The 22,433-nt window shown below is 73.4% G+C and carries 24 protein-coding genes; 13 read left to right on the top strand and 11 right to left on the bottom strand.

All coding sequences use genetic code 11. From position 1 onward, the window contains the following. Positions 1–32: 32 nt before the first annotated feature. On the top strand, positions 33–632 hold the full coding sequence (dhaL, locus tag ACZ7L0_RS22350) for a dihydroxyacetone kinase subunit DhaL (protein ID WP_471244249.1): 600 nt from the start codon (positions 33–35) through the stop codon (positions 630–632). Then, on the top strand, positions 625–1,035 hold the full coding sequence (locus tag ACZ7L0_RS22345) for a PTS-dependent dihydroxyacetone kinase phosphotransferase subunit DhaM (RefSeq protein ID WP_471244248.1): 411 nt from the start codon (positions 625–627) through the stop codon (positions 1,033–1,035). The genes dhaL and ACZ7L0_RS22345 overlap by 8 nt, the downstream gene beginning before the upstream one ends. 153 nt (positions 1,036–1,188) lie before the next feature. Here ACZ7L0_RS22345 and ACZ7L0_RS22340 read toward each other — a convergent pair whose 3' ends face one another. Beyond that, positions 1,189–1,893 carry a glycoside hydrolase family 75 protein gene (locus ACZ7L0_RS22340; RefSeq protein WP_471244247.1) on the bottom strand — a complete coding sequence of 235 codons (705 nt, stop codon included), beginning with the start codon at positions 1,891–1,893 and terminating at the stop codon, positions 1,189–1,191. A 325-nt stretch (positions 1,894–2,218) separates the two neighbouring features. On the opposite strand from ACZ7L0_RS22340, the gene ACZ7L0_RS22335 reads away from it, so the two are divergent. Then, complete coding sequence (locus tag ACZ7L0_RS22335) at positions 2,219–3,196, top strand: fibronectin type III domain-containing protein (protein WP_471244246.1); 978 nt, start codon at positions 2,219–2,221, stop codon at positions 3,194–3,196. Positions 3,197–3,375: 179 nt separating this feature from the next. After that, positions 3,376–3,915 (top strand): hypothetical protein, encoded by a 540-nt coding sequence (locus tag ACZ7L0_RS22330; protein WP_471244245.1) that lies wholly within the window; start codon positions 3,376–3,378, stop codon positions 3,913–3,915. A gap of 27 nt (positions 3,916–3,942) precedes the next feature. Here ACZ7L0_RS22330 and ACZ7L0_RS22325 read toward each other — a convergent pair whose 3' ends face one another. The 4 genes from ACZ7L0_RS22325 to ACZ7L0_RS22310 form a co-directional block, all read right to left on the bottom strand. Next, the gene (locus ACZ7L0_RS22325; protein ID WP_471244244.1) at positions 3,943–4,506 is read right to left on the bottom strand and encodes a PadR family transcriptional regulator; all 564 of its coding nucleotides are present in this window, start codon (positions 4,504–4,506) and stop codon (positions 3,943–3,945) included. A gap of 41 nt (positions 4,507–4,547) precedes the next feature. Then, on the bottom strand, positions 4,548–6,563 hold the full coding sequence (locus ACZ7L0_RS22320) for an NADPH-dependent 2,4-dienoyl-CoA reductase (RefSeq protein WP_471244243.1): 2,016 nt from the start codon (positions 6,561–6,563) through the stop codon (positions 4,548–4,550). A gap of 188 nt (positions 6,564–6,751) precedes the next feature. Further along, complete coding sequence (locus ACZ7L0_RS22315) at positions 6,752–7,126, bottom strand: hypothetical protein (protein WP_471244242.1); 375 nt, start codon at positions 7,124–7,126, stop codon at positions 6,752–6,754. Positions 7,127–7,248: 122 nt separating this feature from the next. Next, complete coding sequence (locus tag ACZ7L0_RS22310) at positions 7,249–8,133, bottom strand: hypothetical protein (RefSeq protein ID WP_471244325.1); 885 nt, start codon at positions 8,131–8,133, stop codon at positions 7,249–7,251. A gap of 246 nt (positions 8,134–8,379) precedes the next feature. Here ACZ7L0_RS22310 and ACZ7L0_RS22305 point away from each other — a divergent pair, with 246 nt between their 5' ends. Next, the gene (locus ACZ7L0_RS22305) at positions 8,380–10,458 is read left to right on the top strand and encodes a SpoIIE family protein phosphatase (RefSeq protein ID WP_471244241.1); all 2,079 of its coding nucleotides are present in this window, start codon (positions 8,380–8,382) and stop codon (positions 10,456–10,458) included. A 49-nt stretch (positions 10,459–10,507) separates the two neighbouring features. On the opposite strand, the gene ACZ7L0_RS22300 is transcribed toward ACZ7L0_RS22305, so the two are convergent. Further along, on the bottom strand, positions 10,508–11,284 hold the full coding sequence (locus ACZ7L0_RS22300; protein ID WP_471244240.1) for a putative protein N(5)-glutamine methyltransferase: 777 nt from the start codon (positions 11,282–11,284) through the stop codon (positions 10,508–10,510). Positions 11,285–11,564: 280 nt separating this feature from the next. On the opposite strand from ACZ7L0_RS22300, the gene ACZ7L0_RS22295 reads away from it, so the two are divergent. Then, positions 11,565–11,939, top strand: coding sequence for a MarR family winged helix-turn-helix transcriptional regulator (locus tag ACZ7L0_RS22295; protein ID WP_471244324.1), 375 nt, complete (start codon positions 11,565–11,567; stop codon positions 11,937–11,939). Between the two features lie 47 nt (positions 11,940–11,986). Here ACZ7L0_RS22295 and ACZ7L0_RS22290 read toward each other — a convergent pair whose 3' ends face one another. Continuing rightward, positions 11,987–12,730, bottom strand: a complete 744-nt coding sequence (locus ACZ7L0_RS22290; protein WP_471244239.1) for a GNAT family N-acetyltransferase — start codon at positions 12,728–12,730, stop codon at positions 11,987–11,989. Then, the gene (locus ACZ7L0_RS22285) at positions 12,727–13,653 is read right to left on the bottom strand and encodes an NADP-dependent oxidoreductase (protein WP_471244238.1); all 927 of its coding nucleotides are present in this window, start codon (positions 13,651–13,653) and stop codon (positions 12,727–12,729) included. Before ACZ7L0_RS22285 ends, ACZ7L0_RS22290 begins: the two co-directional genes overlap by 4 nt. A 169-nt stretch (positions 13,654–13,822) precedes the next feature. On the opposite strand from ACZ7L0_RS22285, the gene ACZ7L0_RS22280 reads away from it, so the two are divergent. The 5 genes from ACZ7L0_RS22280 to ACZ7L0_RS22260 all read left to right on the top strand — a co-directional run bounded on the left by ACZ7L0_RS22280 (position 13,823) and on the right by ACZ7L0_RS22260 (position 18,071). Then, entirely contained in the window at positions 13,823–14,428 is a 606-nt protein-coding gene (locus tag ACZ7L0_RS22280) for a sulfite oxidase-like oxidoreductase (protein ID WP_471244237.1), read from the top strand. A 16-nt stretch (positions 14,429–14,444) separates the two neighbouring features. Continuing rightward, positions 14,445–15,200, top strand: coding sequence for a ferredoxin reductase (locus ACZ7L0_RS22275; RefSeq protein WP_471244323.1), 756 nt, complete (start codon positions 14,445–14,447; stop codon positions 15,198–15,200). A gap of 289 nt (positions 15,201–15,489) precedes the next feature. Beyond that, on the top strand, positions 15,490–16,071 hold the full coding sequence (locus tag ACZ7L0_RS22270; protein ID WP_471244236.1) for an Rv1733c family protein: 582 nt from the start codon (positions 15,490–15,492) through the stop codon (positions 16,069–16,071). Between the two features lie 155 nt (positions 16,072–16,226). Further along, the gene (locus tag ACZ7L0_RS22265) at positions 16,227–17,195 is read left to right on the top strand and encodes an acetylxylan esterase (protein ID WP_471244235.1); all 969 of its coding nucleotides are present in this window, start codon (positions 16,227–16,229) and stop codon (positions 17,193–17,195) included. Between the two features lie 132 nt (positions 17,196–17,327). Next, the gene (locus tag ACZ7L0_RS22260) at positions 17,328–18,071 is read left to right on the top strand and encodes a GntR family transcriptional regulator (RefSeq protein WP_471244234.1); all 744 of its coding nucleotides are present in this window, start codon (positions 17,328–17,330) and stop codon (positions 18,069–18,071) included. Here the strand turns inward: ACZ7L0_RS22260 and ACZ7L0_RS22255 are convergent. Both ACZ7L0_RS22255 and ACZ7L0_RS22250 read right to left on the bottom strand, forming a co-directional pair. Then, entirely contained in the window at positions 18,041–18,784 is a 744-nt protein-coding gene (locus ACZ7L0_RS22255; RefSeq protein WP_471244233.1) for a class I SAM-dependent methyltransferase, read from the bottom strand. The two genes, ACZ7L0_RS22260 and ACZ7L0_RS22255, sit on opposite strands and share 31 nt — an antisense overlap. Before the next feature lie 5 nt (positions 18,785–18,789). Beyond that, on the bottom strand, positions 18,790–19,353 hold the full coding sequence (locus tag ACZ7L0_RS22250) for a PadR family transcriptional regulator (protein WP_471244232.1): 564 nt from the start codon (positions 19,351–19,353) through the stop codon (positions 18,790–18,792). Positions 19,354–19,423: 70 nt separating this feature from the next. Here ACZ7L0_RS22250 and ACZ7L0_RS22245 point away from each other — a divergent pair, with 70 nt between their 5' ends. After that, positions 19,424–19,831, top strand: a complete 408-nt coding sequence (locus tag ACZ7L0_RS22245; RefSeq protein ID WP_471244231.1) for a nuclear transport factor 2 family protein — start codon at positions 19,424–19,426, stop codon at positions 19,829–19,831. 37 nt (positions 19,832–19,868) lie between these two features. Here ACZ7L0_RS22245 and ACZ7L0_RS22240 read toward each other — a convergent pair whose 3' ends face one another. Beyond that, entirely contained in the window at positions 19,869–20,777 is a 909-nt protein-coding gene (locus ACZ7L0_RS22240; RefSeq protein ID WP_471244230.1) for a hypothetical protein, read from the bottom strand. Positions 20,778–21,229: 452 nt separating this feature from the next. Between ACZ7L0_RS22240 and rho the strand changes: the two genes are divergently transcribed. Continuing rightward, positions 21,230–22,387 (top strand): transcription termination factor Rho, encoded by a 1,158-nt coding sequence (gene rho, locus ACZ7L0_RS22235; RefSeq protein ID WP_471244229.1) that lies wholly within the window; start codon positions 21,230–21,232, stop codon positions 22,385–22,387. Positions 22,388–22,433: the final 46 nt, after the last annotated feature.

The raw sequence follows: 22,433 nt of genomic DNA, 5'->3' as shown, positions 1-22,433 counted from the left end.
CGACCGACGCACCTACCACGCGAGGAGACCAAGTGCTCGACGCCGACTTCTTCCGCCGCTGGATGACGGTGACCGCCGCATCCGTGGACCGCGAGGCGGGACGGCTCACCGCCCTCGACTCGCCCATCGGGGACGCCGACCACGGCAGCAATCTGCAGCGCGGGTTCACCGCCGTGCGGGCCACGCTGGAGAAGGAGGCGCCGGACACGCCGGGTGCCGTCCTGACCCTTGCCGGGCGCCAGCTGATCTCGACGGTCGGCGGTGCGTCGGGGCCGCTGTACGGCACCCTGCTGCGCCGTACGGGCAAGGCGCTCGGGGACGCCGCCGAGGTGAGCGTGGCGCAGCTGGCCGAGGCGCTGCGGGCGGGGGTGGACGGGGTGATGGCGCTGGGCGGTGCCGCGCCCGGCGACAAGACCATGATCGACTCCCTGGTGCCGGCGGTCGACGCGCTCGGCGAGGGCTTCGTCGCGGCCCGGACCGCCGCCGAGGCGGGCGCCGAGGCGACGATCCCGCTCCAGGCCCGCAAGGGCAGGGCGAGTTACCTCGGCGAGCGCAGCATCGGTCACCAGGACCCGGGGGCCACCTCGTCGGCGTTGCTCATCGCGGCACTCGCGGAGGCGGCGGGTGAGTGACGGCGAGTTGGTCGGGATCGTGCTGGTGTCGCACAGCGCGGAGGTGGCGGCTTCCGTCGCCGAGCTGGCCAAGAGCCTGGCGGGCGGCGCCACGGAGGTGCCCGTCGCCCCCGCCGGCGGCACCGAGGGCGGCGGGATCGGTACCAGCGCCGAGCTGATCTCGGCGGCGGCCGCGGCCGTGGACCGGGGCGCCGGGGTCGCCCTGCTCGCGGATCTGGGCAGCGCGGTGCTCACCGTGAAGGCGCTGCTCGCCGAGGGGGACGAACTGCCGGACGATTCCCGTCTCGTGGACGCCCCGTTCGTGGAGGGCGCGGTGGCCGCGGTGGTCACGGCGGCGACGGGAGCCGGCCTGGACGCGGTGGTGGCGGCGGCGACGGAGGCGTACACGTACCGCAAGGCGTGACGCGGCGGGCCCCTGGGGCCGGTCCGGTCATGTCGGTCCCGCCGCCGCGGCGTCGGCGCCCTTTCGGCGGCCCGCCAGACGTGGTGCTCGACCGCCGCGCGCAGGGCCGCGTGCGCCGAGGGTGGCGCGCTCCGGTCCGGCCGCGGGCGCCGGTCAGCCGCCCGAGACGAACTGTCCCGCCAGCCGCTCCCCGGCGGCCACGGCTGCCTCGTGGTCCTCGATCGGCTGCACCCGCGAGTCCTTGAAGGCGATGTACGTGACACCGGAGGGCACCCCGCCGTCGCGCGGGTCGGAGGGGATCCCGAGGCTCCGCGCGGTGGCGTACGAGGCCTCGCCGATGATGTCGCGCGGACCGGTGTCGCCGACGACCGCGTAGCGCACCGTGTCGCGGTAGACGACGGCGACCACCGAGCCGCCGCGCACACCCTGGGCGCGGGGGTTCCAGATACCGCTCGGGGCGGGCACGACGACGTAGGGCAGGCGTTCGGCGCTCAAGTAGCGGCCGTCCGACTGCTGGTAGGCGGTGGCGGCGCAGAAGTAGGGGTCGGTGCGGCGGTTGCAGTGGGACGTGGGCCGCCCGTCGCAGTCGATGTCCATGTCGGCCTTCCAGAAGACGGCGCCCCTGGTGCCGCAGACCCGGACGGTCGCGCGCGCCCCGCTGTCGGTGGGATAGCGGCCCCGCGAGACCGGGACGCAGTCCCGCACCTTGGCCAGCAGGTCCACCGCCCGGACCTGGCCTTCGCTCCGGGGCACGGGCGCGGGGCGGGGACGTACGGCGACGGCGGGGGCGGGCAGCGCCGCCGGGGTGAGCAGGGCGGCGGCGCCGACTGCGGCCAGTGTCAGTGACTGGGGACGCACGATGAGGGACCCTCCATAGGGGACGCGAACCCGGCTAAATGTGGCATATCCGACACCGTATTGGTCGGCGACAGGGGCCGGGGACCTGAGCCCGTGTCGGCCCAGGCCACCCCGGCCGCCCGCGCAGGCGCGGGATCAGCGACGACAGCGTTCCGCGCCACAGACCTGAACTCCCCATCCCTCCGGGAGAGTTCGGCCGTGAGGTGCCTCAGCATACGTAATTCCGCCAAGAGGTCACCAGCCCGGCCGCCTTGAGGTGATCACGTCACTTACGCCATATTGGTACGGACCATTGCAGTGATGCCGTCCCCGGGGAGGCAGAGCCGTGCGACGCGTTCCGCTTCCGCCCGTCGTGGCCTGCGGCGCCCTGGTGCTGGTCGCGGCCTGCGGGTGGGGCGGTTCGGGCGACGACGACGGCCGGATTCCCGGCGCGCCGACGGGTGTCACCGCCACGGCCGGGAGTGCCACGACGGTGCACGTCATGTGGAACGCGGTGACCGACGGAGCCGGGATCGGCGCTTACGAGGTATATCGGGGCACCACCAAAGTCATGGAAGTACCGGGCACAGCGCACATGGTGGACGTCACCAGGCTCAGGCCGTCCACCGTGTATGTGTTCACCGTCCGGGCCCGGGACACGGACGGGCGCACCGGCCCGCCCAGCCGCGGGGTCCGGGCGCGGACACCCGCCGCCGCGGCGGCGGACCACGCCGCGCCGAGCCGTCCCGGGCAGCCCCGGGGACGGGCGGTCGGCAGCCGGGCCGTCCAGCTGTCCTGGGGCGCGTCGGCGGACGACCGGGGCGTGGCCTCGTACGACGTCTGGCAGGGCGGATCGAGGATCCACAGCGTGGGCGGCGGGCAGACCGCGACCGTGGTCACCGGACTGCGCCCCGGCACCTCCTACGTCTTCACGGTCCGCGCCCGTGACGCGGCCGGCAACCTCTCGGCCGCGAGCGCCCGCGTCCGGCTCACCACCCCGGGCAGCGACGACGGCCAAGGCACGGCCCCGACCGGCTTTCGCGCGACCACCCACCGCGCCGACGGGGCGTACTACATCGACCTGGCCTGGGTGCCGCCGCGCACCGACGGCGTGGTCACGGAGTACCAGATCCAGCTCGACGGCCGCCCCGCCACCTCCCTGGTGTGGGGCGGGACTCCGCCGCGCGGCAGGGCCACCTACAGCTTCTACACGGGCAAGGACGCCGGGGAGGTCCACCGGGTGCGGATCCGGGCCCGGCTGCCGGACGGCACCTGGGGCGGGTTCTCGGCGGAGCGCACGGTGACGACCGGCGGGGACGGCTGAGCACGCCACGGCGGCGTCCCGGCCTGCCCCGGGTGGAGCAATCGCTCACCCGCACGGGTGCGGTCCGCATGCGGGACGGCCCGGGCGCACGTTGGCTGGCCCCGAGGCAGCACGGACGTTTCCCGACCCCCGGCGGCGCATGGGACGTACCGCCAACCGTGCCGCCGGAGGGCAGCCCAATGCGCACTACCCGACTTCTCCTCCGCTCCGGCCTCACCGCGGCGGCCGCCGCCACGCTCCCCGTCGCGCTCGCCGGGCCGGCCGGCGCGGTCTCGGGGATCTCCGTCAGCACCACGGGGTCCACGGTGTCCGTCACAACCAGCGCCTGCACGCAGAACAACGGCAGTTGGGGCAACGCCTCCCTGCTCACCGGCAGCCAGGCGAACTTCGCACAGGGGCGTCAGGCGGCCCTGGCGGGGACCACCGTCAGCCAGTCCGCCGCGTGGTCGGCGGTGAGCCCGGGGACGTACACCGTGGTGGTCGTCTGCTCCAACGGCATCACCGCGGGCACCCAGTCGGTGATCGTCTCCCTCCCCTCGCCCCCGACCATCTCCGCCACGTCCAGCCCCTCGCCGTCGCGTGGCGTCATGGGCGGTCTCGGCGGCGCCGCCCGGGACTACGGGCCGGTCACCCTGGGCGTGGGCGGGGCCCTGGTGGGCGCTGGTGTCATCGCCACGGGCTGGTTCCTGCGCCGCCGCTCGAAGCCGTACCGGCTGTGAGCCGGGCCTGCTGTTCCGGGGCGGCCGTCAGACGCCTTCGTCGGGGGCCGCGCCCGCGGGCAGCTCGCCGAACTCCGCCAGGGCGTGCGTGAGCCACTCGGTCCAGAAGGTCTCCAGGTCGATGCCCGCGCGCAGCACCAGATGGCGCAGCCGGTCCTGCGCGCTGTCCCGGCCCGGCGGGAAGTCGCGCAACTCGATCTCCCGGTACTCGTCCAACTGCCGCCGGTGCAGCTCCAGATGGCGGCGCAGATCGTCCTCCAGGCCGGCCGTGCCGACCACCGCCGCCGCGCGCAGCCGCAGCAGCAGGGTGTCACGGTGCGGCTTGGGATCCTGCGCCGCGGACGTCCAGCGGGCCAGTTCGGCGCGGCCCGCGGGCAGGACCTCGTAGCGCTTCTTCTGCCCGCGGGCTGGCTGTTCGGCCGGAAGGGTGCGGATGTGGCCCTCCGCCTCCAGCCGTCCCAGCTCGCGATAGATCTGCTGGTGCGTGGCCGACCAGAAGTATCCGATCGACCTGTCGAACCGGCGGGTCAGTTCCAGCCCCGACGACGGCTTCTCGAGCAGGGCGGTGAGGATCGCGTGCGGGAGTGACATGGGCTCATCCTAGGGACGCCGCTGTGTGGTCCTGACGTCCCCTACAGGGCCGCCGCCAGCTCCGTTCCCTGCTTGACGGCCCGCTTGGCGTCGAGCTCCGCGGCCACGTCGGCACCGCCGATGAGGTGCGCCGAGCACCCGGCGGCGACCAGCTCCTCGTACAGGTCGCGGCGCGGTTCCTGGCCGGTGCACAGCACGATGGTGTCGACCTCCAGGACCGTGCTCTCCTCACCGACGGTGATGTGCAGTCCCGCGTCGTCGATGCGGTCGTAGCGCACGCCCGGCACCATGGTGACGCCCCGGTGCTTGAGCTCGGTGCGGTGGATCCAGCCGGTGGTCTTGCCGAGTCCCGCGCCCACCTTGGCCGTCTTGCGCTGCAGCAGGTGCACGGTGCGCGGCGGCGCGGGCCGCTCGGGCGCGGCCAGGCCGCCGGGGACCCGGTAGTCCATGTCGACGCCCCAGTGGCGGAAGTACGTCGCCGGGTCCTCGCTCGCCTTGTCGCCGCCGTCGGTCAGGTACTCGGCGACGTCGAAGCCGATGCCGCCCGCGCCGAGGATCGCCACGCGGTCGCCGACGGGGGCGCCGTCGCGCAGCACGTCCAGGTAGCCCAGGACGCGGGGGTGGTCGACGCCGGGGATGTCCGGGGTGCGCGGGGTGACGCCGGTGGCCACGACGACCTCGTCGTAGTCGGTGAGGTCCGGGACGGACACCCAGGCACCGAGCCGTACGTCCACGCCGTGCGCGTCGAGCTGGTGGCGGAAGTAGCGCAGGGTCTCGTCGAACTCCTGCTTGCCGGGGACCTTGCGGGCCACGTTGAGCTGGCCGCCGATCTCGCTCGCGGCGTCGAAGAGGGTGACCCGGTGGCCGCGTTCGGCGGCGCTGACGGCGCAGGCGAGTCCGGCGGGTCCGGCGCCGACGACGGCCACGCGCTTCACCAGCCGGGTCGGCGAGAGCACCAGCTCGGTCTCGTGGCAGGCGCGGGGGTTGACCAGGCAGGAGGTGATCTGCCCGCTGAAGGTGTGGTCCAGGCAGGCCTGGTTGCAGCCGATGCAGGTGTTGATGGCCTCGGGCTTCCCGGCCTCGGCCTTGGCGACGAAGTCGGGGTCGGCGAGCATGGGGCGGGCCATGGACACCATGTCGGCGCAGCCGTCGGCGAGCAACTGCTCGGCGAGTTCGGGGGTGTTGATGCGGTTGGTGGTCACCAGCGGGACGGAGACCTCGCCCATGAGCTTCCTGGTGACCCAGGTGTAGGCACCGCGCGGCACCGAGGTGGCGATGGTGGGGATGCGGGCCTCGTGCCAGCCGATGCCGGTGTTGATGATGGTCGCGCCGGCGGCCTCGACGGCCTTGGCGAGCGTGATGACCTCCTCCAGCGAGGAGCCGCCCGGCACCAGGTCCAGCATGGACAGCCGGTAGACGATGATGAAGTCCTCGCCGACGGCCTCGCGCACCCGCCGGACGATCTCGACGGGCAAGCGCATGCGGTTCTCGTACGAGCCGCCCCAGCGGTCGGTGCGCTGGTTGGTCTGCGCGGCGATGAACTCGTTGATCAGGTAGCCCTCGGAGCCCATGATCTCGACGCCGTCGTAGCCGGCCTGCCGGGCGAGGCGGGCGGCGCGGGCGTAGTCGTCGATCGTCCGCTCGACCTCCTCGTCGGTGAGCGCGCGGGGCGGGAAGGGGCTGATCGGCGCCTGCAGGGCGCTCGGTGCGACCAGGTCCTTGTGGTAGGCGTACCGCCCGAAGTGCAGGATCTGCATCGCGATCTTCCCGCCCTCGCGATGCACGGCCGCGGTGATGCCCGCGTGCTGCTCGGCCTCCGCCTCGGTGGTGAGCTTGGCACCGCCCTCGTACGGCCGTCCCTCCTCGTTGGGCGCGATGCCGCCGGTGACGATGAGCCCCACTCCCCCGCGCGCGCGGGCCGCGTAGAACTCCGCCATCCGCTCGAATCCGCGGTCGGCCTCCTCCAGGCCCACGTGCATGGAGCCCATGAGGACGCGGTTGGGCAGCGTGGTGAACCCCAGGTCGAGCGGGGTCAGCAGGTGCGGGTAACGGCTCATGGGGGCCCTCCGTGCGCGGTGTCGTCGCCTGTAGTTGTAGAGGAAGGGCGAGACATTGTGCAACTAGTTGCATAACCGCGGCCGAGTGAACCCCGCCACTCTGTAACTACTAGTACGTACACGCATGGCAGACGCACTACGCCCCGGCCGCCGGTGGGGCGGCCGGGGCGTAGTGGCCGGAGGGCCGGTCAGCGGCTTTCGAGCCGCAGGTGTACGTCCCTCTCCTGGTCGCCGGAGGCCGTGCAGGTCTCGTGGACGGTGAATATCGCGTCCAGGGTGGACCGGAACCGGTCGACGGCCCAGTAACCGCCCTGGACGTCCGCGGTGACGGAAGAGCCGAGCCGGACCGGCGGGCACTCCTCCCCCTCGCGGGCGTCCGCGACGTCGTAGCTGCCGAGCCACACCATCGGGCGGGTCTCGTGAAGCTGCTGCGGTACCTCATCGGCACCCCGGTCGGACGAGAAACAGTGGCTCAGGGCGTCGAAGACGATCCGGGCGTCCTCTTTGGAGCCGCTGATCTCCACCGAGACGGTTTCCGGATGCGACCGCTCCGCGTTCCTCATGATCGCTCCTTTCGTGGCCGCGCTGCGGTGGAACGGGGTACCCCGCCGAACCGCGTCCATCCTCAGCAAAGCACCACTGTCTCCCGAGCACTACCGGTGCGGGCCCGGCGTCGCGCCCGCCGTCAGCCGCGCGTGAACCGGTACGTCTTGCTGTCCGTCAGCACGCAGAAGCCCGGGGACACCACGATCACGCGCAGCGTGCCGGTACGGCGGTCGTAGTCGATGCCCTCGGCCTCGAAGGTGCCTGAGCAGGCGCTGCGCAGCGGCAGCTGGCGCAGCGCCGTGACATGGCCGGAGACGTCCGCCGCGGCGTTCGGCGCGCCCGAGAGGTCGACCTGGAGGAGCGGCTTGGTGATGCCGAAGAGCGTGCCCGCGGGGTCGTCCGAGGAGCACAGCAGCGTCGTGGGACCGGAGAAGTCGCAGCCCTGGACGTCGCGCACGGCGTGGTCGAGGTTGACGGTGGAGGCCTGCGGCAGGTTCGCCGAGGGCGAGGTGGCCGGGTTCACGCCCGGGGTCGGGAAGACCAGGAAGCGGCTCATCGTGCCGTACTCGCCCGCCAGCATCCACTGGCCGTCCGGGGAGACGGCGACCCAGGAGTTGTTCAGCGCCTCACCCGAGCCGAGCGTGTGGACGTACTCCGACCAGGCGCCGCCGGGTGCCTGCACCCGGAACATCTTCGAGTTGCCGGAGTCCCGCTGGTACGGCTCGATGTAGTAGCCGCCGTACGACGCGTCGGGGTCGCCGACGTGGTTCCAGCCGCGGCCGCTCACGTCGGAAGGGATGGTGCCGATGCCGGTGTACCGGTTGGGGCTGCCGGCCGGGACCTCGACGGAGGTCAGGCCCTGGCTCTCGGTGAGCGGATCCGCGCGGTCGGAACCGGCCTCGGTCCAGGCACCGGCGGCCGAGGCGGGTGCGGCGGACACGGCGAGGGACAGGACGGCGGCGGTGGCGAGGACGACGAGTGTGCTCAGGGCTGAGTGACAACGTTGGCGGAGGGACGCGGGCAGGGGCGCGGGCATGGGGCCGACTCCTCGGACGGGGGGTGGGGGCACTCGGTCGGCCGACAGTCTGGCCCGGCTGGATAGTCATGTACAGACCAAAAAGGCAACAGGGGCGTGAACTCCGGCGCCGTGTCGAGAGTTGGTGGAGAAAGTCGGCGGCGGCGTCGGAGAGTCTGGTGTGAGCGCGGTACAACAAGGGGAGTCGGCACTGGGGAAGGCGTGCCGTGCGGACGGCAAGAGGCGGTGCGAGGCATGAGTGCAGCCGAGGCTCCCGTGGGCGGGGTCGACGAGCCCCTGCGCGGGCCGGTGCGGCCGAGCGGGCTGCTGGACGTACTGGGCGTGGCCTCGGTGGTGCTGGACTCCGAGGGGCGGATCGTCCTGTGGAGCCCCCAGGCGGAGGAGCTGTTCGGCTACTCGGCGCGGGAGGCGCTCGGGCAGTACGCGGCCCGCATCATGGTGCACGAGCAGCACATCCAGCTGGTCGGCAAGCTCTTCGCCGACGTCCTGCGGACCGGCCAGAGCTGGTCCGGCGGCTTTCCCGTCCGGCACAAGGACGGCAGCACCCGGCTGGTGGAGTTCCGCAACATGCGGCTGCTGGACGACCGGGGCGAGGTGTACGCGCTGGGCCTGGCCGCCGACCAGTCGACGGTCCGCCGGCTGGAGCAGGACCTGGCGCTGTCGGAGCGGATGGTGCAGCAGTCGCCGATCGGGCTGGCCGTGCTGGACACCCGGCTGCGGTACGTCTCGGTCAACCCGGCGCTGGAGAAGATCAACGGCGTGCCCGCCGGGGAACACGTCGGGCGGACCCTGCGCGAGGTGGTGCCGTTGCTGGACGCCGACACCCTGGAGTCCGCGGCGCGCCTGGTCCTGGAGACCGGGGCGCCGCTGGTCGACCGGTCGGCCGTGGGCCGCACCCCGGCCGACCCGGACGAGGACCACGCCTGGTCGGTGTCGATGTACCGGCTGGAGGACGCCACCGGCACGGTGCTGGGCGTGGCCGCGTCGATGGTGGACATCACCGAGCAGTACCGGGCGGGCGTCGAGGCCGAGGCCGCGCGGCGCCGCCTCGCCGTGATCGCCGACGCCTCGGCCCGGATCGGCACCACGCTGGAGCTGGAGCGCACCGCCCGCGAACTGGCCGACGTCGCCGTGCCGGAACTGGCCGACGTCGCGGCCGTGGACCTGCTGGACGCGGTCGTCGAGGGCCGCCGCAGCACGCTCGGACCCGCCGAACCGGCGGTGATCCGCGCCCTGGCCGTCCGGGCGCACAGTGAGACGGACGCCCTGCGGGCCGCCGACCCGCCCGGGCGCATCGCCCGGTACGCGCCCGACCGGCTGGTCACCGAGTGCGTACGGACGGGCAGTCCCGTCCTGGTGCCGCAGGTGAAGGACGACGACCTGCCGCGCATCGCCCGCTCCCCCGAAGCGGCCGTCCTGCTGGGCCGGGCGGGCCTCCACTCGTATCTGGCCGTGCCGCTCATCGCGCGCGGCGAGGTGCTCGGCGCCCTCGACCTCAAACGGACCCGGAACCCGGAGCCCTTCGGCGAGGACGACCTGCTGCTGGCCCGGGAGCTGGCCGCCCGCGCGGCCGTGCAGATCGACAACGCGCGCTGGTACCAGAACGCCCGCAACACGGCGCTCACCCTGCAACGCAGCCTGCTGCCCAGCCACCCGCCGGTGACCACCGGCCTGGAGGTGGCCTCCCGCTACCAGCCGGCCGGGGCCACCACCGAGGTCGGGGGCGACTGGTTCGACGTCATCCCGCTGGAGGACGGCAAGACGGCGCTCGTGGTGGGCGACGTGATGGGCAGCGGCATCAGCGCCGCCGCGACCATGGGCCGGCTACGGACGGCGACGACCACGCTGGCCTCGCTCGATCTGGATCCCGCGCTGCTCCTGGAGCACCTGGACAAGATCACCTCCGGACTCGACCACTCCATCGCCACCTGCGTGTACGCCGTCCACGACCCCCATCTGCGCCAGTGCCGCATCGCCAACGCGGGCCACCTGCCCCCGGCGCGCGTGCGTCCCGGGCACCCGCCGGAGCTCCTCGACCTGCCCACGGGGGTGCCGCTGGGCGTGGGGGGCGTCGCCTTCTCCACCACCACCGTCGACTTCGCGCCGGGCGACGAGCTCGTGTTCTACACCGACGGTCTGGTGGAGACGCGGCGGCACTCGCTCGACGAACGCCTGGACGCCCTCCTGGCCCTCCTCGACGATCCGGCCCGCCCGCTGGAGGAGGTCTGCGACCTGCTCCTGCGGACCATGCACCACCCCGACAACCACGACGACGTGGCCCTCCTCATCGCGCGGGCGCAGGAGCTGACGTAAGGACGGGGGCGAGAGGCGCCGTGGCACCGCTCGGCGGCTGTGGCCGGCCTTACTCCCGCACTCCGATCACCACGTGGGCGTACAGCTCCTCGGACACGGCCAGACGGGTGGTCAGGCCGGCCCGGGTGAAGACCTCGACGGCCGTCCGGGACTGGCGTTCGCTCGTCTCGGTCAGCAGGCAGCCGCCGGGGGCGAGCCAGTCGGGGGCCGCGCCGGCGACGCGGCGCAGGACGTCGAGGCCGTCGGGGCCGCCGTCGAGGGCGACCAGGGGCTCGTGCTCGCGGGCCTCCGCGGGCAGGAGGCCCACCTCGCCGGTGGGGACGTACGGCACGTTGGCCGCGAGGACGCCGACCCGGCCTCGCAGGTGACCCGGGAGCGCCTCGAAGAGGTCACCCGCGTGGACATGACCGCCGTAGGGGGCGACGTTGCGGCGGGCGCAGCGCACGGCGGCGGGGTCGATGTCGGCGGCGTGCAGTTCGGCCCCGGCGAGCCCGGCGGCCAGCGCCGCGCCGACCGCGCCGGAGCCGCAGCACAGGTCGACGACGACGGACGCGTCCGGGGCCTGGGCGAGGGCCTGGACGACGAGGAACTCGGTACGGCGGCGGGGGACGAAGACGCCCGGTTCGACGCTGACGCGCAGCCCGTGGAACTCGGCCCAGCCGAGGACGTGTTCGAGGGGCAGTCCGGCGACGCGCCGGTCCACCATGTCGGCCAGTTCGTGCGGGTCACGGGCGGTGGCGAGGAGCAACTCCGCCTCGTCCTCGGCGAAGACACAGCCGGCGGCGCGCAGCGCGGTCACGACGGCGGCAGGGGAAAGTGGGGGCATGAAAGCCGGGAGCCTTTCGACAAGCCTGGGGCCGAAGGGCGCTCCCGCGGTCACCTAACGCCGGTGATCCGCGCCGTTCGGAGGAGAGAGCACCCGTCCTGACACAGCGGTAATGGGTCCCACCTCCTCGGCGACTCCCGGCCGGGACCGTCCTCGGCCGGGACGGCCACCCTACCCCAACGATCACCGGGCCCACTCGAGTTGTGCTGTACAACTGGAGCGCGGAGGAGGTGTTCCCGTGTCAGCAGCAAGGGCGGCCATCGAGGTCATCCAGCGCGAGATGACCATCTTCGCCCGGCGGGCCCGGGCCTCGGCGGGCCGGATGCACCCCGAGCTGTCCCTGGTGTCGTACACCCTGCTCGGGCATCTGGAGGAGGTCGGCGGCTGCCGCGCCACCGACCTCGCCGCGCACTACGCCCTGGACAAGTCCACGGTCAGCCGCCAGGTGCGCGCGCTGGAGCGGGCCCACCTGATCGAGCGGCGCCCGGACCCGCAGGACCACCGGGTCCAGCTGCTGCACCTGACGGAGTCCGGCCGGGAGATCCTTGCCCAGGTCACCAGGCGCCGCCGGGCGGCCTTCCGGGAGCGGCTCGCGGACTGGCCGGAGGAGGACCTGACGCGGTTCGCGGCGTACCTGGAGCGCTACAACGCCTAGGACCTGTCCGGCCGGGGGCGCCGGGCCCGGGTGAGCGGGCCGCCGTGTCAGGCCACCGGCACCGCCTCCCGGCCGTCCGCCAGCCGCTCGGGCGTCCGGGCCGCGAGGAAGGCGGTGCTGCGCCGGAGCCGGAAGCCCAGCGACTCGTACAGCCGGATGGCGCCCGTGTTGCCCGCACCGGTGTGCAGGAAGGGGGTCTCGCCGCGTTCCCGGATGCCGTGCGCCACGGCGAGGATCAGCCGGGTCGCCAGGCCCTCGCCGCGGACGGCCGGGTCGGTGCAGACCGCGCTGATCTCGGTCCAGCCCGGCGGGTGCAGCCGCTCCCCCGCCATGGCGACGAGCGCCCCTTCGCGCCGGATGCCCAGGTAGGTGCCGAGTTCGACGGTACGGGGCAGGAAGGGTCCGGGCCGGGTGCGCTGGACCAGGTCGAGCATCTCGGGTACGTCGGCGGGGCCGAGGCGGACCGCCTCCGCGTCCGGCGCGGCGGCCAGACCGTCGTCCACGAACTGGACGCCCTCGATCTGGAAGGTGATCTCCCAACCGTCCGGGACCTGCCCGCAGTAGCCGGTCAGCAGGACCTCGGCGCCGGGCCCGGCCAGCGCCGCGAGGTCCGCCCAGTCGCCGGTGGTGGGATCGTCGGGCAGGGCCAGCCACGGGGAGACGTCGGCCGGGTAGCGCAGGACCCGGCCGTGCCGCTCGGCGAAGTGGGCGTGCGGGCCGGTCAGCGAGGCGAGGGCGGGGTTGTCGAGGACGTGCGGGGTCTGTGAGGTCTGCGGGGCCACGGTGCTCATCGGGCGACCTCGATCACGGTCTTGCCGCGGGCGTGCCCGTCCTCCACGGCGCGCAGCGCCTCTTCGGCCCGCTCCAGCGGGAAGGTCCGGGTGACGTGCGGGTGCAGGTCGCCCTTCACCACCAGTTCCGCCACCGCGTCCAGGACGGCGGCGGTGCGGGCGCGGGCCACCCGTGCGCCGCCCAGCTCCACCACGGTCCCCTCCGGGGCGCCGGCGGTGATCAGCTTGCTCCGGTCGGTGAGCAGACCGGCCGCCTCGGTGAGGACCTCACCGCCGACCAGGTCGTACACGGCGTCGACGCCGTCGGGCGCGGCGGCCCGGACCCGCTCGGCCAGGCCCGGCCCGGAGGGCACGTGCAAGGCGCCCAGCGACTCCACGAACTCCTTCTTGCCCTCGCTCGCCACGCCCACGACCCGCAGCCCGAAGGCGCGGGCGAGCTGCGTGGCGGCGGCACCGACTCCGCCGCCCGCGCCGGTGATCAGCAGGGTCGCGCCCGCGGGCAGGCCGAGCTGGCGGACGCCGTCGTAGGCGGTGGCGGCGGCGACCGGCAGGGTCGCGGCGTCGGTGAAGGAGAGGGCGGCGGGCTTGTGCGCGGTCACCTCGGCGGGCAGCAGCGCGTACTCGGCGTAGCCTCCGGCGACGGTGTTGCCGAAGACCTCGTCACCCACGGCGAACCCGTGCACGCCGTCCCCGGTCTCCTCGACGACGCCGGAGACCTCGTTGCCGAACACGGCCGGGAACACCCGCTCGCTCGTCTCGCCGGGGCGGCGGTAGCCCGTGCGCTGCTTGAAGTCGACCGGGTTCACGCCCGCCGCACGGACCGCGACCAGGAGCTCACCGGGGCCGGGGCTCGGCCGGTCCACGTCCACGAGGGCCTCGGTCTCCGGTCCGCCGTACCGGGTGAAGACGTACGCCTTGGGCATCTGCTACCTCACTCTCCTTGCACTGTCACCGGGCCACCGGTGCCGGCACTCAGCGCCAAGGAGGAACGCGGGAGGGCTATTCCCGGACCGGCGCGGAGTTCATACGGCCGCAATGATGGGGCCGCTGACCAGGGCCGGAGCTCCGGATACGACAGCGTACGGTTGAAGCATGAACGTCACCCGAGGCTTCACCGGGCGCCCGCGCGTCGACCACCCGGGGCTGCCGCCCGGCCAGTACGACGCCGGCGACGACTGGCCCGTGCTGTCCGCCGAGGTCACCCCCGACCTCACGCCCGCCGAGTGGACGTTCCGCGTCGACGGGCTGGTGGCCGAGCCGCGCACCTGGGACTGGGACGAGGCACGCGCGCTGCCCGCGTCCGGGTACGAGGGCGACATCCACTGTGTGACGGGCTGGTCGAAGTTCGGAGTGCGGTTCGGGGGCGTGTCCCTGGACGCCTTCCTCAATGTGGTGCGGCCCCATGGGTCCGCGACCCATGCCGTCGCCTACTCGCACACCGGTTACACCACCGGCCTGCCGCTGGCCGACCTCACCGGGGGCCGGGCCTGGCTCGCCTGGGAGTACGACGGGGAGCCGCTCGCCCCCGAGCACGGCGGGCCGGCCCGGCTGCTGGTGCCGCACCTGTACTTCTGGAAGAGCGCCAAGTGGATCGCGGGCCTCACCCTCCTCGACCACGACGAGCCGGGTTTCTGGGAGCGGAACGGCTACCACGCCCGGGGCAACCCCTGGGAGGAGCAGCGGTACTCCGGTGACTGAGACGACGACCGACCCGGTGTCCGGGTCCTTCACTCCCCCCACCCGCTTCGCGGTGCCCGGACGCATCGCCGTCAGTGGCTCGGCCGCGTCGGTGTGGCAGACGGCCACACTCACCGAGATCCGGCCGGAGACCCCCCGTGCCGCCACCTTCCGGCTGGCCGTGCCCGGCTGGGCGGGGCATCTGCCCGGACAGCACCTGATGCTGCGGCTCACCGCCGAGGACGGCTATGTGGCGCAGCGCCACTACTCGATCGCCTCGGCGCCGGACGACTCCGGGCACATCGAGCTGACCCTGGACCATGTGGCGGGCGGCGAGGTCTCCGGCTGGTTCCACACGGTGGCCAGGCCGGGTGACACGGTCGAGGTGCGCGGCCCGCTGAGCGGCTTCTTCGCCTGGCCCGGCGACCGGCCCGCGCTGCTGGTCGGCGCCGGCTCCGGGGTCGTACCGCTGATGTCGATGGTGCGGCACCACCGGGCGCGGGGTCTGTCGGTGCCGCTGCGGCTGCTGGTGTCCGCGCGCGCTCCCGAGGAGCTGATCTACGCGCGGGAGCTGGGCGCGGAGACCACGGCCGTCTTCACGCGCCGGGCGCCGGAGGGTGTGCCGGTGGCACGTATGGCGGCCGCACATGTGGCGCCGCTCATGGCCGAGCGGCCTCCCGGTGGGTGGGAGGCCTATGTGTGCGGCTCCAACGGCTTCGCCGAACACGCCTCTCGGCTGCTCGTCGCGGCGGGGCAGCCCGTGGACCGGATCCGCATCGAGCGCTTCGGCTGACTCCCGGAGCGGACCGGGGCGGTAAGCGGCACGCCAGTGGGCGTCAAGCGCGGCTAAGGGCGCCCTTGCCATGGTCGGTCGGACCGCCGCGCCGCCGGGCACGGTGCCTCGATCCGGTCGTTCGTCCCGGGGGTTCAAATGATGGTTCGCGGGGTGAGCGAGCTACGCCGTTCGGGGTACGAGACCGGTGTGGACGCTCGCATACGTGCGGCGTGCGCGGGGAGGGGCGGGCCGGCCCCGGCGGGAGGCCTACCGGCCCTCCGGCTCGGGTGACGGCGAGGAGGTCGAGATGCGAACCCGAGTGCGCGGCTGGCGCTGGCGGCGCAATCCGCTGCGGCGCCGGTCGGACGTCATGGAGGCGTGGCTGGCGCTGGCCGTCGCCGTCCTGCTGTTCCTGGGCGCGCCCCTGGCCGGTGCGCTGGCGGGCCTGTGGGCCCATGACGAGGCGCGGACGGCCGCCGTGGCCCAGCGGGCCGAGCGTCACCGCGTCCGTGCCGAGGTGATCGGCGGCATACCGGAGCAACTCCCCTCGGTGCAGGGCGACCGGAACGCCTACCGGACGACGGTGCGGTGGACGGAGCCGGGCAAGGGGACGCGTACCGCGTCGGCGCGGGTCCCGGCAGCGGCCCGGCTGGGCGATGTGGTGGACGTGTGGTTCGACTCGCGGGGGCGCAGCGTCGCCGCACCCCCGGACGACGTCGCGGTCTGGCAGCACACCGTGAGCATCGGTGTGTGCGTGGCGGGCGCCACGGCGGGAGTGGTGCTCCTCGGCCACGGCATCGGCCGCCGGGTCTCGCTGCGGCACCGGCTGGACGAGTGGGACCGGGAGTGGGCCCGCACGGGGCCGGACTGGACCCGGCGCAGGGCCTGACCCGGTGTGCGCGGGCCACCGCGCCGGGGTGACCCGACCAATGGCCGGACCAGGGTGTCCGTAACGGGCGCGGAACCGGCAAGGGCCTGGCCAGTCCTCCGACCACCGACGTACGGTGTGATCACCCGCAGGCTCTCACCCAAAGGCGGTTGTTGATGGCCCTGTTCGACCTTTCCCTCGACGAGCTCCGCGCGTACCGCAGCGAGTCCGCCGAGCCCGAGGACTTCGACGCCTTCTGGTCGAAGACGCTCCAGGAGGCCCGCGAGCACGACCTGAACGCCCGCTTCGAACCGGTCGACACCGGACTGTCGACGGTGTCGGTGTACGACGTGACGTTCGCCGGGTTCGGCGGCCACCCGGTGAAGGGCTGGCTGACCCTGCCCGCCGGGGCCGGGGAGCCGCTGCCGCTGGTGGTGGAGTTCGTGGGTTACGGCGGCGGGCGCGGGCTGCCGCACGAGCACCTGCTGTGGGCGTCGACGGGCCGGGCGCACTTCGTGATGGACACCCGCGGCCAGGGCAGCGCCTGGGGCGGCGGGGGCGGCACCGCCGACCCGGTGGGCGGCTCGCCCGCGTACCCGGGCTTCATGACGCGGGGCGTCGACGCGCCCGAGAACTACTACTACCGCCGGGTGTTCACGGACGCGGTGCGCGCGGTGGAGGCGGCCCGCTCGCACCCGCTGACCGACGCGGCCCGGACGGTCGCGACCGGCGGCAGCCAGGGCGGCGGCATCACGCTCGCGGTGGGCGGGCTGGTCCCCGACCTGCTGGCGGTCGCCCCGGACGTGCCGTTCCTGTGCGACTTCCCGCGCGCGACGACGCTGACCGACCGGCACCCGTACCGGGAGATCGGCCTCTATCTCAAGACCCACCGCGGTCGCGCCGAGGACGTCCTGCGCACGCTGTCCTACTTCGACGGCGTCCACTTCGCGGCCCGGGGCCGGGCGCCCGCGCTGTTCTCCACGGCCCTGGAGGACCAGACCTGCCCGCCCTCGACGATCTTCGCGGCCTTCAACGCCTGGGCGCACGACGACAAGGCGATCGAGGTGTACGAGTTCAACGACCACGAGGGCGGCGGCCCGTACCAGGAGGCGGCGAAGCTGCGCTGGCTGCGGTCGTACGCCTGAGGCCGCGGTGGGACACGGTCCGGTTTCGGCCGAACCCGCGGGCCACCCTTCCCTGCTGGTGTAGACCAATGCTAGATGTGGTCGCGCAATGAGCCCGCACGGCTACGTCTTGTCACCAACAGGAGGCGCGGCATGGCCCGCACCGTCCCCCACGACCACCCACTGACCGAGGAGCAGCCCCTCTACTGGCGGATCGCGACACAGTTGCTCGGCGAGCTGCGCGACGGCACCGTTCCGCCGGGCGGGCGGCTGCCGGGAGAGCGGCAGTTGGCCGGACACTTCGGAGTCAGCAGGGAGACCGTCCGGCAGGCGCTGGAGGTGCTGCGCCGCGACGGTCTGGTCACCACCGACCGGCGGGGCAGTCACGCGACCCTCCCCGGCCGGCCGGTGGAGGACCCGGTGTCGCTCGCCTTCCCGGTGGGCGCCCGCAGCACGGATCCGGGCGCGGTCGACCGTGCCACGGTGACCTGGGAGACACCCCCGCCGGAGCACGCCGCCGCGCTGGGCCTCGCCCCGCACCGGCCGACGCTGGTGCACCGCTACCGGTCGGCCACGTCCGACGGCCGCGCCCTGCGGACCGCGGTGACGTCCTTCTCCGCCGTGGCCCTGTCCGAGGTGGCGGAGCTGGGCCGCTACCGGGACCGGGCCGGCGGCGCCGCCGCCGCGCAGCTGACGCGGGCCTACGACTGGATGCGCAAGGCGGGGCTGACCCTGCACCACCGGGACTCCATCAGCCAGGTCGCCGACGCCTCCTCGGTCCGGGTGACCCGGCGCGTGCACGACCAGTACGCCCGGCCGCTGGAGATCACGGACCTCGTGGTGGAGGCCCAGCAGGACGCGCTGGTCTACGAGTTCACGGTGCCGGCGGCGGGGTGACGCTCGCCGCGGGCCACCACCAGCCGCACGCGGGGACTGCCGTCGGACCGCCGCCCGAACTCGGGCAGGGCGTGCAGGTCCACGACGAACCCGGCGCGCGTCAACTCCCGTAGCACCGCCCCGAACCGGAAGGCGCGGTAGTACATGACGAACGGCGGGCGCCAGACGGCGTTGCGCACCCGCATCACCGTGTCGAAGCCGAGCAGCGTCCAGTACGCCGGTGAGGACGGGCGGGGCGGGGCGAGGACCGGGAAGGCGAAGGAGCCGCCCGGCCGCAGTACGGAGTGGACCTGCGCGAACAGGCCCGGCAGTTCGCGGGGCAGGAAGTGGCCGAAGGCCCCGAAGCTGACGACCAGGTCGAAGGCGGGGGCGAAGGGCAGGGCGCGGGCGTCGGCGCGAACCAGCCGGACGGGCAGGTCGGTGCGCCCGCGGGCCTCGGCGAGCATGCCCGCGCTGAAGTCGACGCCCGTGACACTCCCCCGGCACACCTGGGCGAGGACGTCGAGCCCGGCGCCCGTGCCGCAGCACAGGTCCAGTCCGTCCTCGTACGGGCCCGTCCGCCGCAGCGCGGCGGCGACCGCGTCGAGCACCGAGTCCGGGGTGCGGAAGGGGGTGCGGTCGAACTTCGGGGCGAGCAGGTCGTAGCCGCGCTCGACCGACGACAGCGCCTGGACGGCGAGTTCGCGCAGGGTGGGGCCTTCTGGGCTGAACATCGAGGTCAGCCTAGAGCAACGCGCTGTTTCAGGACCGCCAGCACCCGCTCGCACCAGCGGAGGTTCTCCTCCTCGAAGGCGATCCCGCCCATCAGCGTCAGATACGGCCCGATGCGCCCGGCCTCGCTGAGGTACTCGTCCTCGGTGCGGCCGTCGAGGAGGCGGTCACGGGTGCGCAGGTAGCGGTCGAGCTTGCCGCGCGCCCAGGTCATGCGCTCCTCGATCAGCTCACGGGTGACGGCCGGGTCCACGCCGTCCATCGCCTGGATCTTGATGAGGAGTTCGTCGCGCAGTGCGGTGGGCCGGCGGGGCGGCTCGGCGGCGAAGGAGCGCAGATCCGCGCGGCCCGCCTCGGTGAGGGTGAACATCCGCTTGTTGGGCCGGCGTTCCTGCTGCACGACCCGGGCCTCGATCAGCCCGTCCTGGGCCAGGCGCTCCAGCTCGCGGTAGAGCTGCTGCGGGGTCGCCGGCCAGAAGTTGGCCAGGGAGACGTCGAAGACCTTGGACAGCTCGTAGCCCGAGGCCTCGCCCTCCAGGAGCGCGGCGAGGACGGCGTACTTCAGCGACATGTGGACACGGTAACAGCAGGTGATTATTCTCATCGGCACCTACTCAATTAATTGACTAAGAGGTGATCCGATGCGTGCGTTCCGCGAGGCGGTCGAGGCGGGCGACCTGGGCCGGGTGGAGGCGCTGCTGGCCGAGGACGTCGTGTTCACCAGCCCGGTCGTCTTCAAGCCGTATGCGGGCAAGGCGATCACGGCGGCGATCCTGCGCGCGGTCGCCCAGGTCTTCGAGGACTTCCGGTACGAGCGCGAGCTCACCGGCGGCGACGCCCGCGACCACGCGCTGGTGTTCGCCGCCCGGGTGGGCGACCGCGAGCTGACCGGCTGCGACTTCATCCATCTCGACGAGGACGGCCTGATCGACGAACTGACGGTCATGGTGCGCCCGTTGTCGGGCGCCCAGGCCCTCGCGGCCGCCATGGGCGCACGGTTCGAGCAGATCGCGAAGGAGGCGGAGGCACGGTCCGCCTCCGCCTCCTGAGGTCGGGCGACGACGAGGGTCAAGGCGCCCGTGCGGGTCAGTCCTTGAGGTTGTCCAAGGTGGCCTTGGTGTCCGACTTCAGCCAGTCGGTCACCTCGTCGAGCTGCGGCGGGTCCTTGTCGTCGTCGTACGAGGACAGGTAGGCGCTGTAGCTCATGCTGTACGTCACCCAGCCGTCCCGCACGGCGAGCGTGGCGTACCGGGAGCCGCTGGAGGAGCCGCTGGTGGTGTCCTCGGTGACGAGGTAGGCCTCGTCACCGACGCCGTTCACGGTCTCCACGTCGTAACCCGAGTGGCTGTCGTCGTAGTTCTTCCAGGTGTCCGTGAACTCCGGTGCCGGGTCGGTCTTCTTGTGCAGGTCCACCTGGATGGTGAGGTAGGCGTCCGCGTAGCTCGAACCGGTCTTCTTCAGGCTGAGGCTGCAGTAGCCCTCTTCGAGGGCGTTGGCCTTCAGGGAGTTGTGGGTCGGGGAGGTGTCGTCCTCGGGGTACTCGTCCTTGAAGGAGGAGTAGTCCGCGCCGGAGCAGAGGTTCGAGGGCGACGAGTAGCCGCGCAGGTCCGCGCCGTCCTTGCCGCCGACCACGAAGACACCGACCGCCCAGGCGGCGGACGCCACCACCGCGCCGACCGCGGCCCACAGGACCGCTTTCCCGGCACCGCGGCCGCCGCCGGGCGGCGGGGCGGGCACGGGGCCGTACGGGCCCTGCTGCACGTACGGGTTGCCCGGCTGGGCCTGGCCCGGCTGCGGTTGAGCCGGGTGGCCGACCAGGGTCGGGTGGGCGTAGAAGCTCTGCTGGGCCGGAACGGTCGGCGACGCCGGAGGCGGGAAACCGGCCGGCCCGCCGGGCGGCGGCGACTGCGGATTCGGGTAGGGATACGCGGTCGGCTGGGCGGGCGCGTCCGACGGCTGGTCGGGCTGCTGCGGCGGCGTTGGCGGCGTGGACATGACGTGAAGATAATGCACGTCGCCGGTCAAGTCCCCCCACGTCCGGGATCGTTATGGTCTGGGGACATCTGGTGCGAGCCGGTGACAAAACCGAAGACGCCGGGTGCGCACCCCCCGCCGAGCACGGGTGTCCCCCGGCGGGGAATCAAAGCGCACGACGTCATGTTGACGCACTCAGGGTGACTGGTACAGTGCGATCAGCACTTGTGTACGCCCCCGTTTCGGGCTCCAGTGCCGTTTCCCTTCGCTCAGCCGACCGCGACGTCCCTTCCGGACCCGGCGCACCGGCTTCTCCGCACACCTCGTGAGCAGGATGTTCGCGCCGCAAGCGCGTCGTACCCGAGGTGCTGTTCCCCGCCGCCCGCGGGCGTGTCCGTACGCCCTGCCAGTGCGGCCCCTTCCCACCTCCTCCGCATGCCTTCCGACCGTGAGAGTCCGTGAAAGGACCACCCATGACCACCACACTCGAACACCCTCCCGTACGGCAGCGCCCCCAGGCCTCCCAGGAATCCAAGCCCGTCACCGGTGTCCTCGACATCGACGCGCACGGGAAGGGGCACCTGCGCGCCGAGAGCTGCCTGTCCTCCCCCGCCGACCTCCAGGTCTCCCCCGCGCTGATCCGGCGCCACGGCCTGCGCAGGGGCGATCTCGTCGAAGGCGTCGGTGGTGAGCGGCGCACGCTGACCGACGTGGCGCGCGTCAACGGACGTACGCCCGAGGAACTGCGCGGGCGCCGCCACTTCCCTGACCTCACCCCGCTGCACCCGCGCGAGCGGATCCGCCTCGAGCACCCGGCGTCCGGGCTCGCCGGACGGGTCGCCGACCTGTTCGCACCCGTCGGCAAGGGCCAGCGCGGGCTAGTCGTGGCCCCGCCGAAGACCGGCAAGACCGTACTGCTGACGCAGCTCGCGGCCGGTGTCGCCGGCAACCACCCCGAGTGCCGTCTGATGGTGTTGCTGCTCGACGAGCGCCCCGAGGAGGTCACCGACATGCGGCGCTCCGTGCGCGGCGAGGTGTACGCCTCGACCTTCGACCGGGCGCCCAAGGACCACATCGCGCTCGCGGAACTCGTGATCGAGCGCGCCAAGCGGCTGGTCGAGGACGGCGAGGACGTCGTCATCCTGCTCGACTCGCTGACCCGCCTGTGCCGGGCCCACAACAACGCCGCCGCGGCCGGCGGACGCACCCTGAGCGGCGGCGTCGACGCGGGCGCCATGCTCGGCCCCAAGCGGTTCTTCGGCGCCGCGCGGCACGCCGAGGAGGGCGGCTCGCTCACCATCATCGCCACCGCCCTGGTGGACACCGGCTCCCGCGCCGACGGCCTGTTCTTCGAGGAGCTGAAGAGCACCGGCAACATGGAGCTCCGGCTGGACCGGGAGCTCGCCTCCCGCCGGCTGTTCCCGGCCGTCGACCTCGACCCGTCCGGCACCCGCCGCGAGGAACTCCTGCTGTCCCCGGCCGAGTTGACCGCCGTACGAGGCCTGCGCCGCGCGCTGCGGTCCCGGGACGGGGGCCCGGCGAACCTGGAGACACTGCTGCGGCGCATGCGCGAGACCCCCGACAACGCGACGTTCCTGCGACGGGTCCAGCCGACGCTGCCGGCGGACTGATCCGCGTGCGGCATCCGGGTTGCTCCCCGGTGCTCCCCGGCCCGGG

It is taken from the genome of Streptomyces sp. NPDC039424 (assembly GCF_055639495.1).
Note: the sequence above shows the minus strand (reverse complement) of the source record. Positions and strands in the feature narration are given on the sequence as shown.

Bases quoted from the DNA above. Each gene is read 5' to 3' on its own strand.
- ACZ7L0_RS22280 (WP_471244237.1), top strand. From the start codon at position 13,823: ATGAACGTCACCCGAGGCTTCACCGGGCGCCCGCGCGTCGACCACCCG.
- ACZ7L0_RS22245 (WP_471244231.1), top strand. From the start codon at position 19,424: ATGCGTGCGTTCCGCGAGGCGGTCGAGGCGGGCGACCTGGGCCGGGTG.
- ACZ7L0_RS22300 (WP_471244240.1), bottom strand. From the start codon at position 11,284: ATGCCCCCACTTTCCCCTGCCGCCGTCGTGACCGCGCTGCGCGCCGCC.
- ACZ7L0_RS22260 (WP_471244234.1), top strand. From the start codon at position 17,328: ATGGCCCGCACCGTCCCCCACGACCACCCACTGACCGAGGAGCAGCCC.
- ACZ7L0_RS22270 (WP_471244236.1), top strand. From the start codon at position 15,490: ATGCGAACCCGAGTGCGCGGCTGGCGCTGGCGGCGCAATCCGCTGCGG.
- ACZ7L0_RS22330 (WP_471244245.1), top strand. From the start codon at position 3,376: ATGCGCACTACCCGACTTCTCCTCCGCTCCGGCCTCACCGCGGCGGCC.
- ACZ7L0_RS22250 (WP_471244232.1), bottom strand. From the start codon at position 19,353: ATGTCGCTGAAGTACGCCGTCCTCGCCGCGCTCCTGGAGGGCGAGGCC.
- ACZ7L0_RS22290 (WP_471244239.1), bottom strand. From the start codon at position 12,730: ATGAGCACCGTGGCCCCGCAGACCTCACAGACCCCGCACGTCCTCGAC.
- ACZ7L0_RS22240 (WP_471244230.1), bottom strand. From the start codon at position 20,777: ATGTCCACGCCGCCAACGCCGCCGCAGCAGCCCGACCAGCCGTCGGAC.
- ACZ7L0_RS22315 (WP_471244242.1), bottom strand. From the start codon at position 7,126: ATGAGGAACGCGGAGCGGTCGCATCCGGAAACCGTCTCGGTGGAGATC.
- ACZ7L0_RS22285 (WP_471244238.1), bottom strand. From the start codon at position 13,653: ATGCCCAAGGCGTACGTCTTCACCCGGTACGGCGGACCGGAGACCGAG.
- ACZ7L0_RS22325 (WP_471244244.1), bottom strand. From the start codon at position 4,506: ATGTCACTCCCGCACGCGATCCTCACCGCCCTGCTCGAGAAGCCGTCG.
- ACZ7L0_RS22295 (WP_471244324.1), top strand. From the start codon at position 11,565: ATGACCATCTTCGCCCGGCGGGCCCGGGCCTCGGCGGGCCGGATGCAC.
- ACZ7L0_RS22320 (WP_471244243.1), bottom strand. From the start codon at position 6,563: ATGAGCCGTTACCCGCACCTGCTGACCCCGCTCGACCTGGGGTTCACC.
- rho (WP_471244229.1), top strand. From the start codon at position 21,230: ATGACCACCACACTCGAACACCCTCCCGTACGGCAGCGCCCCCAGGCC.
- ACZ7L0_RS22255 (WP_471244233.1), bottom strand. From the start codon at position 18,784: ATGTTCAGCCCAGAAGGCCCCACCCTGCGCGAACTCGCCGTCCAGGCG.
- ACZ7L0_RS22265 (WP_471244235.1), top strand. From the start codon at position 16,227: ATGGCCCTGTTCGACCTTTCCCTCGACGAGCTCCGCGCGTACCGCAGC.
- ACZ7L0_RS22305 (WP_471244241.1), top strand. From the start codon at position 8,380: ATGAGTGCAGCCGAGGCTCCCGTGGGCGGGGTCGACGAGCCCCTGCGC.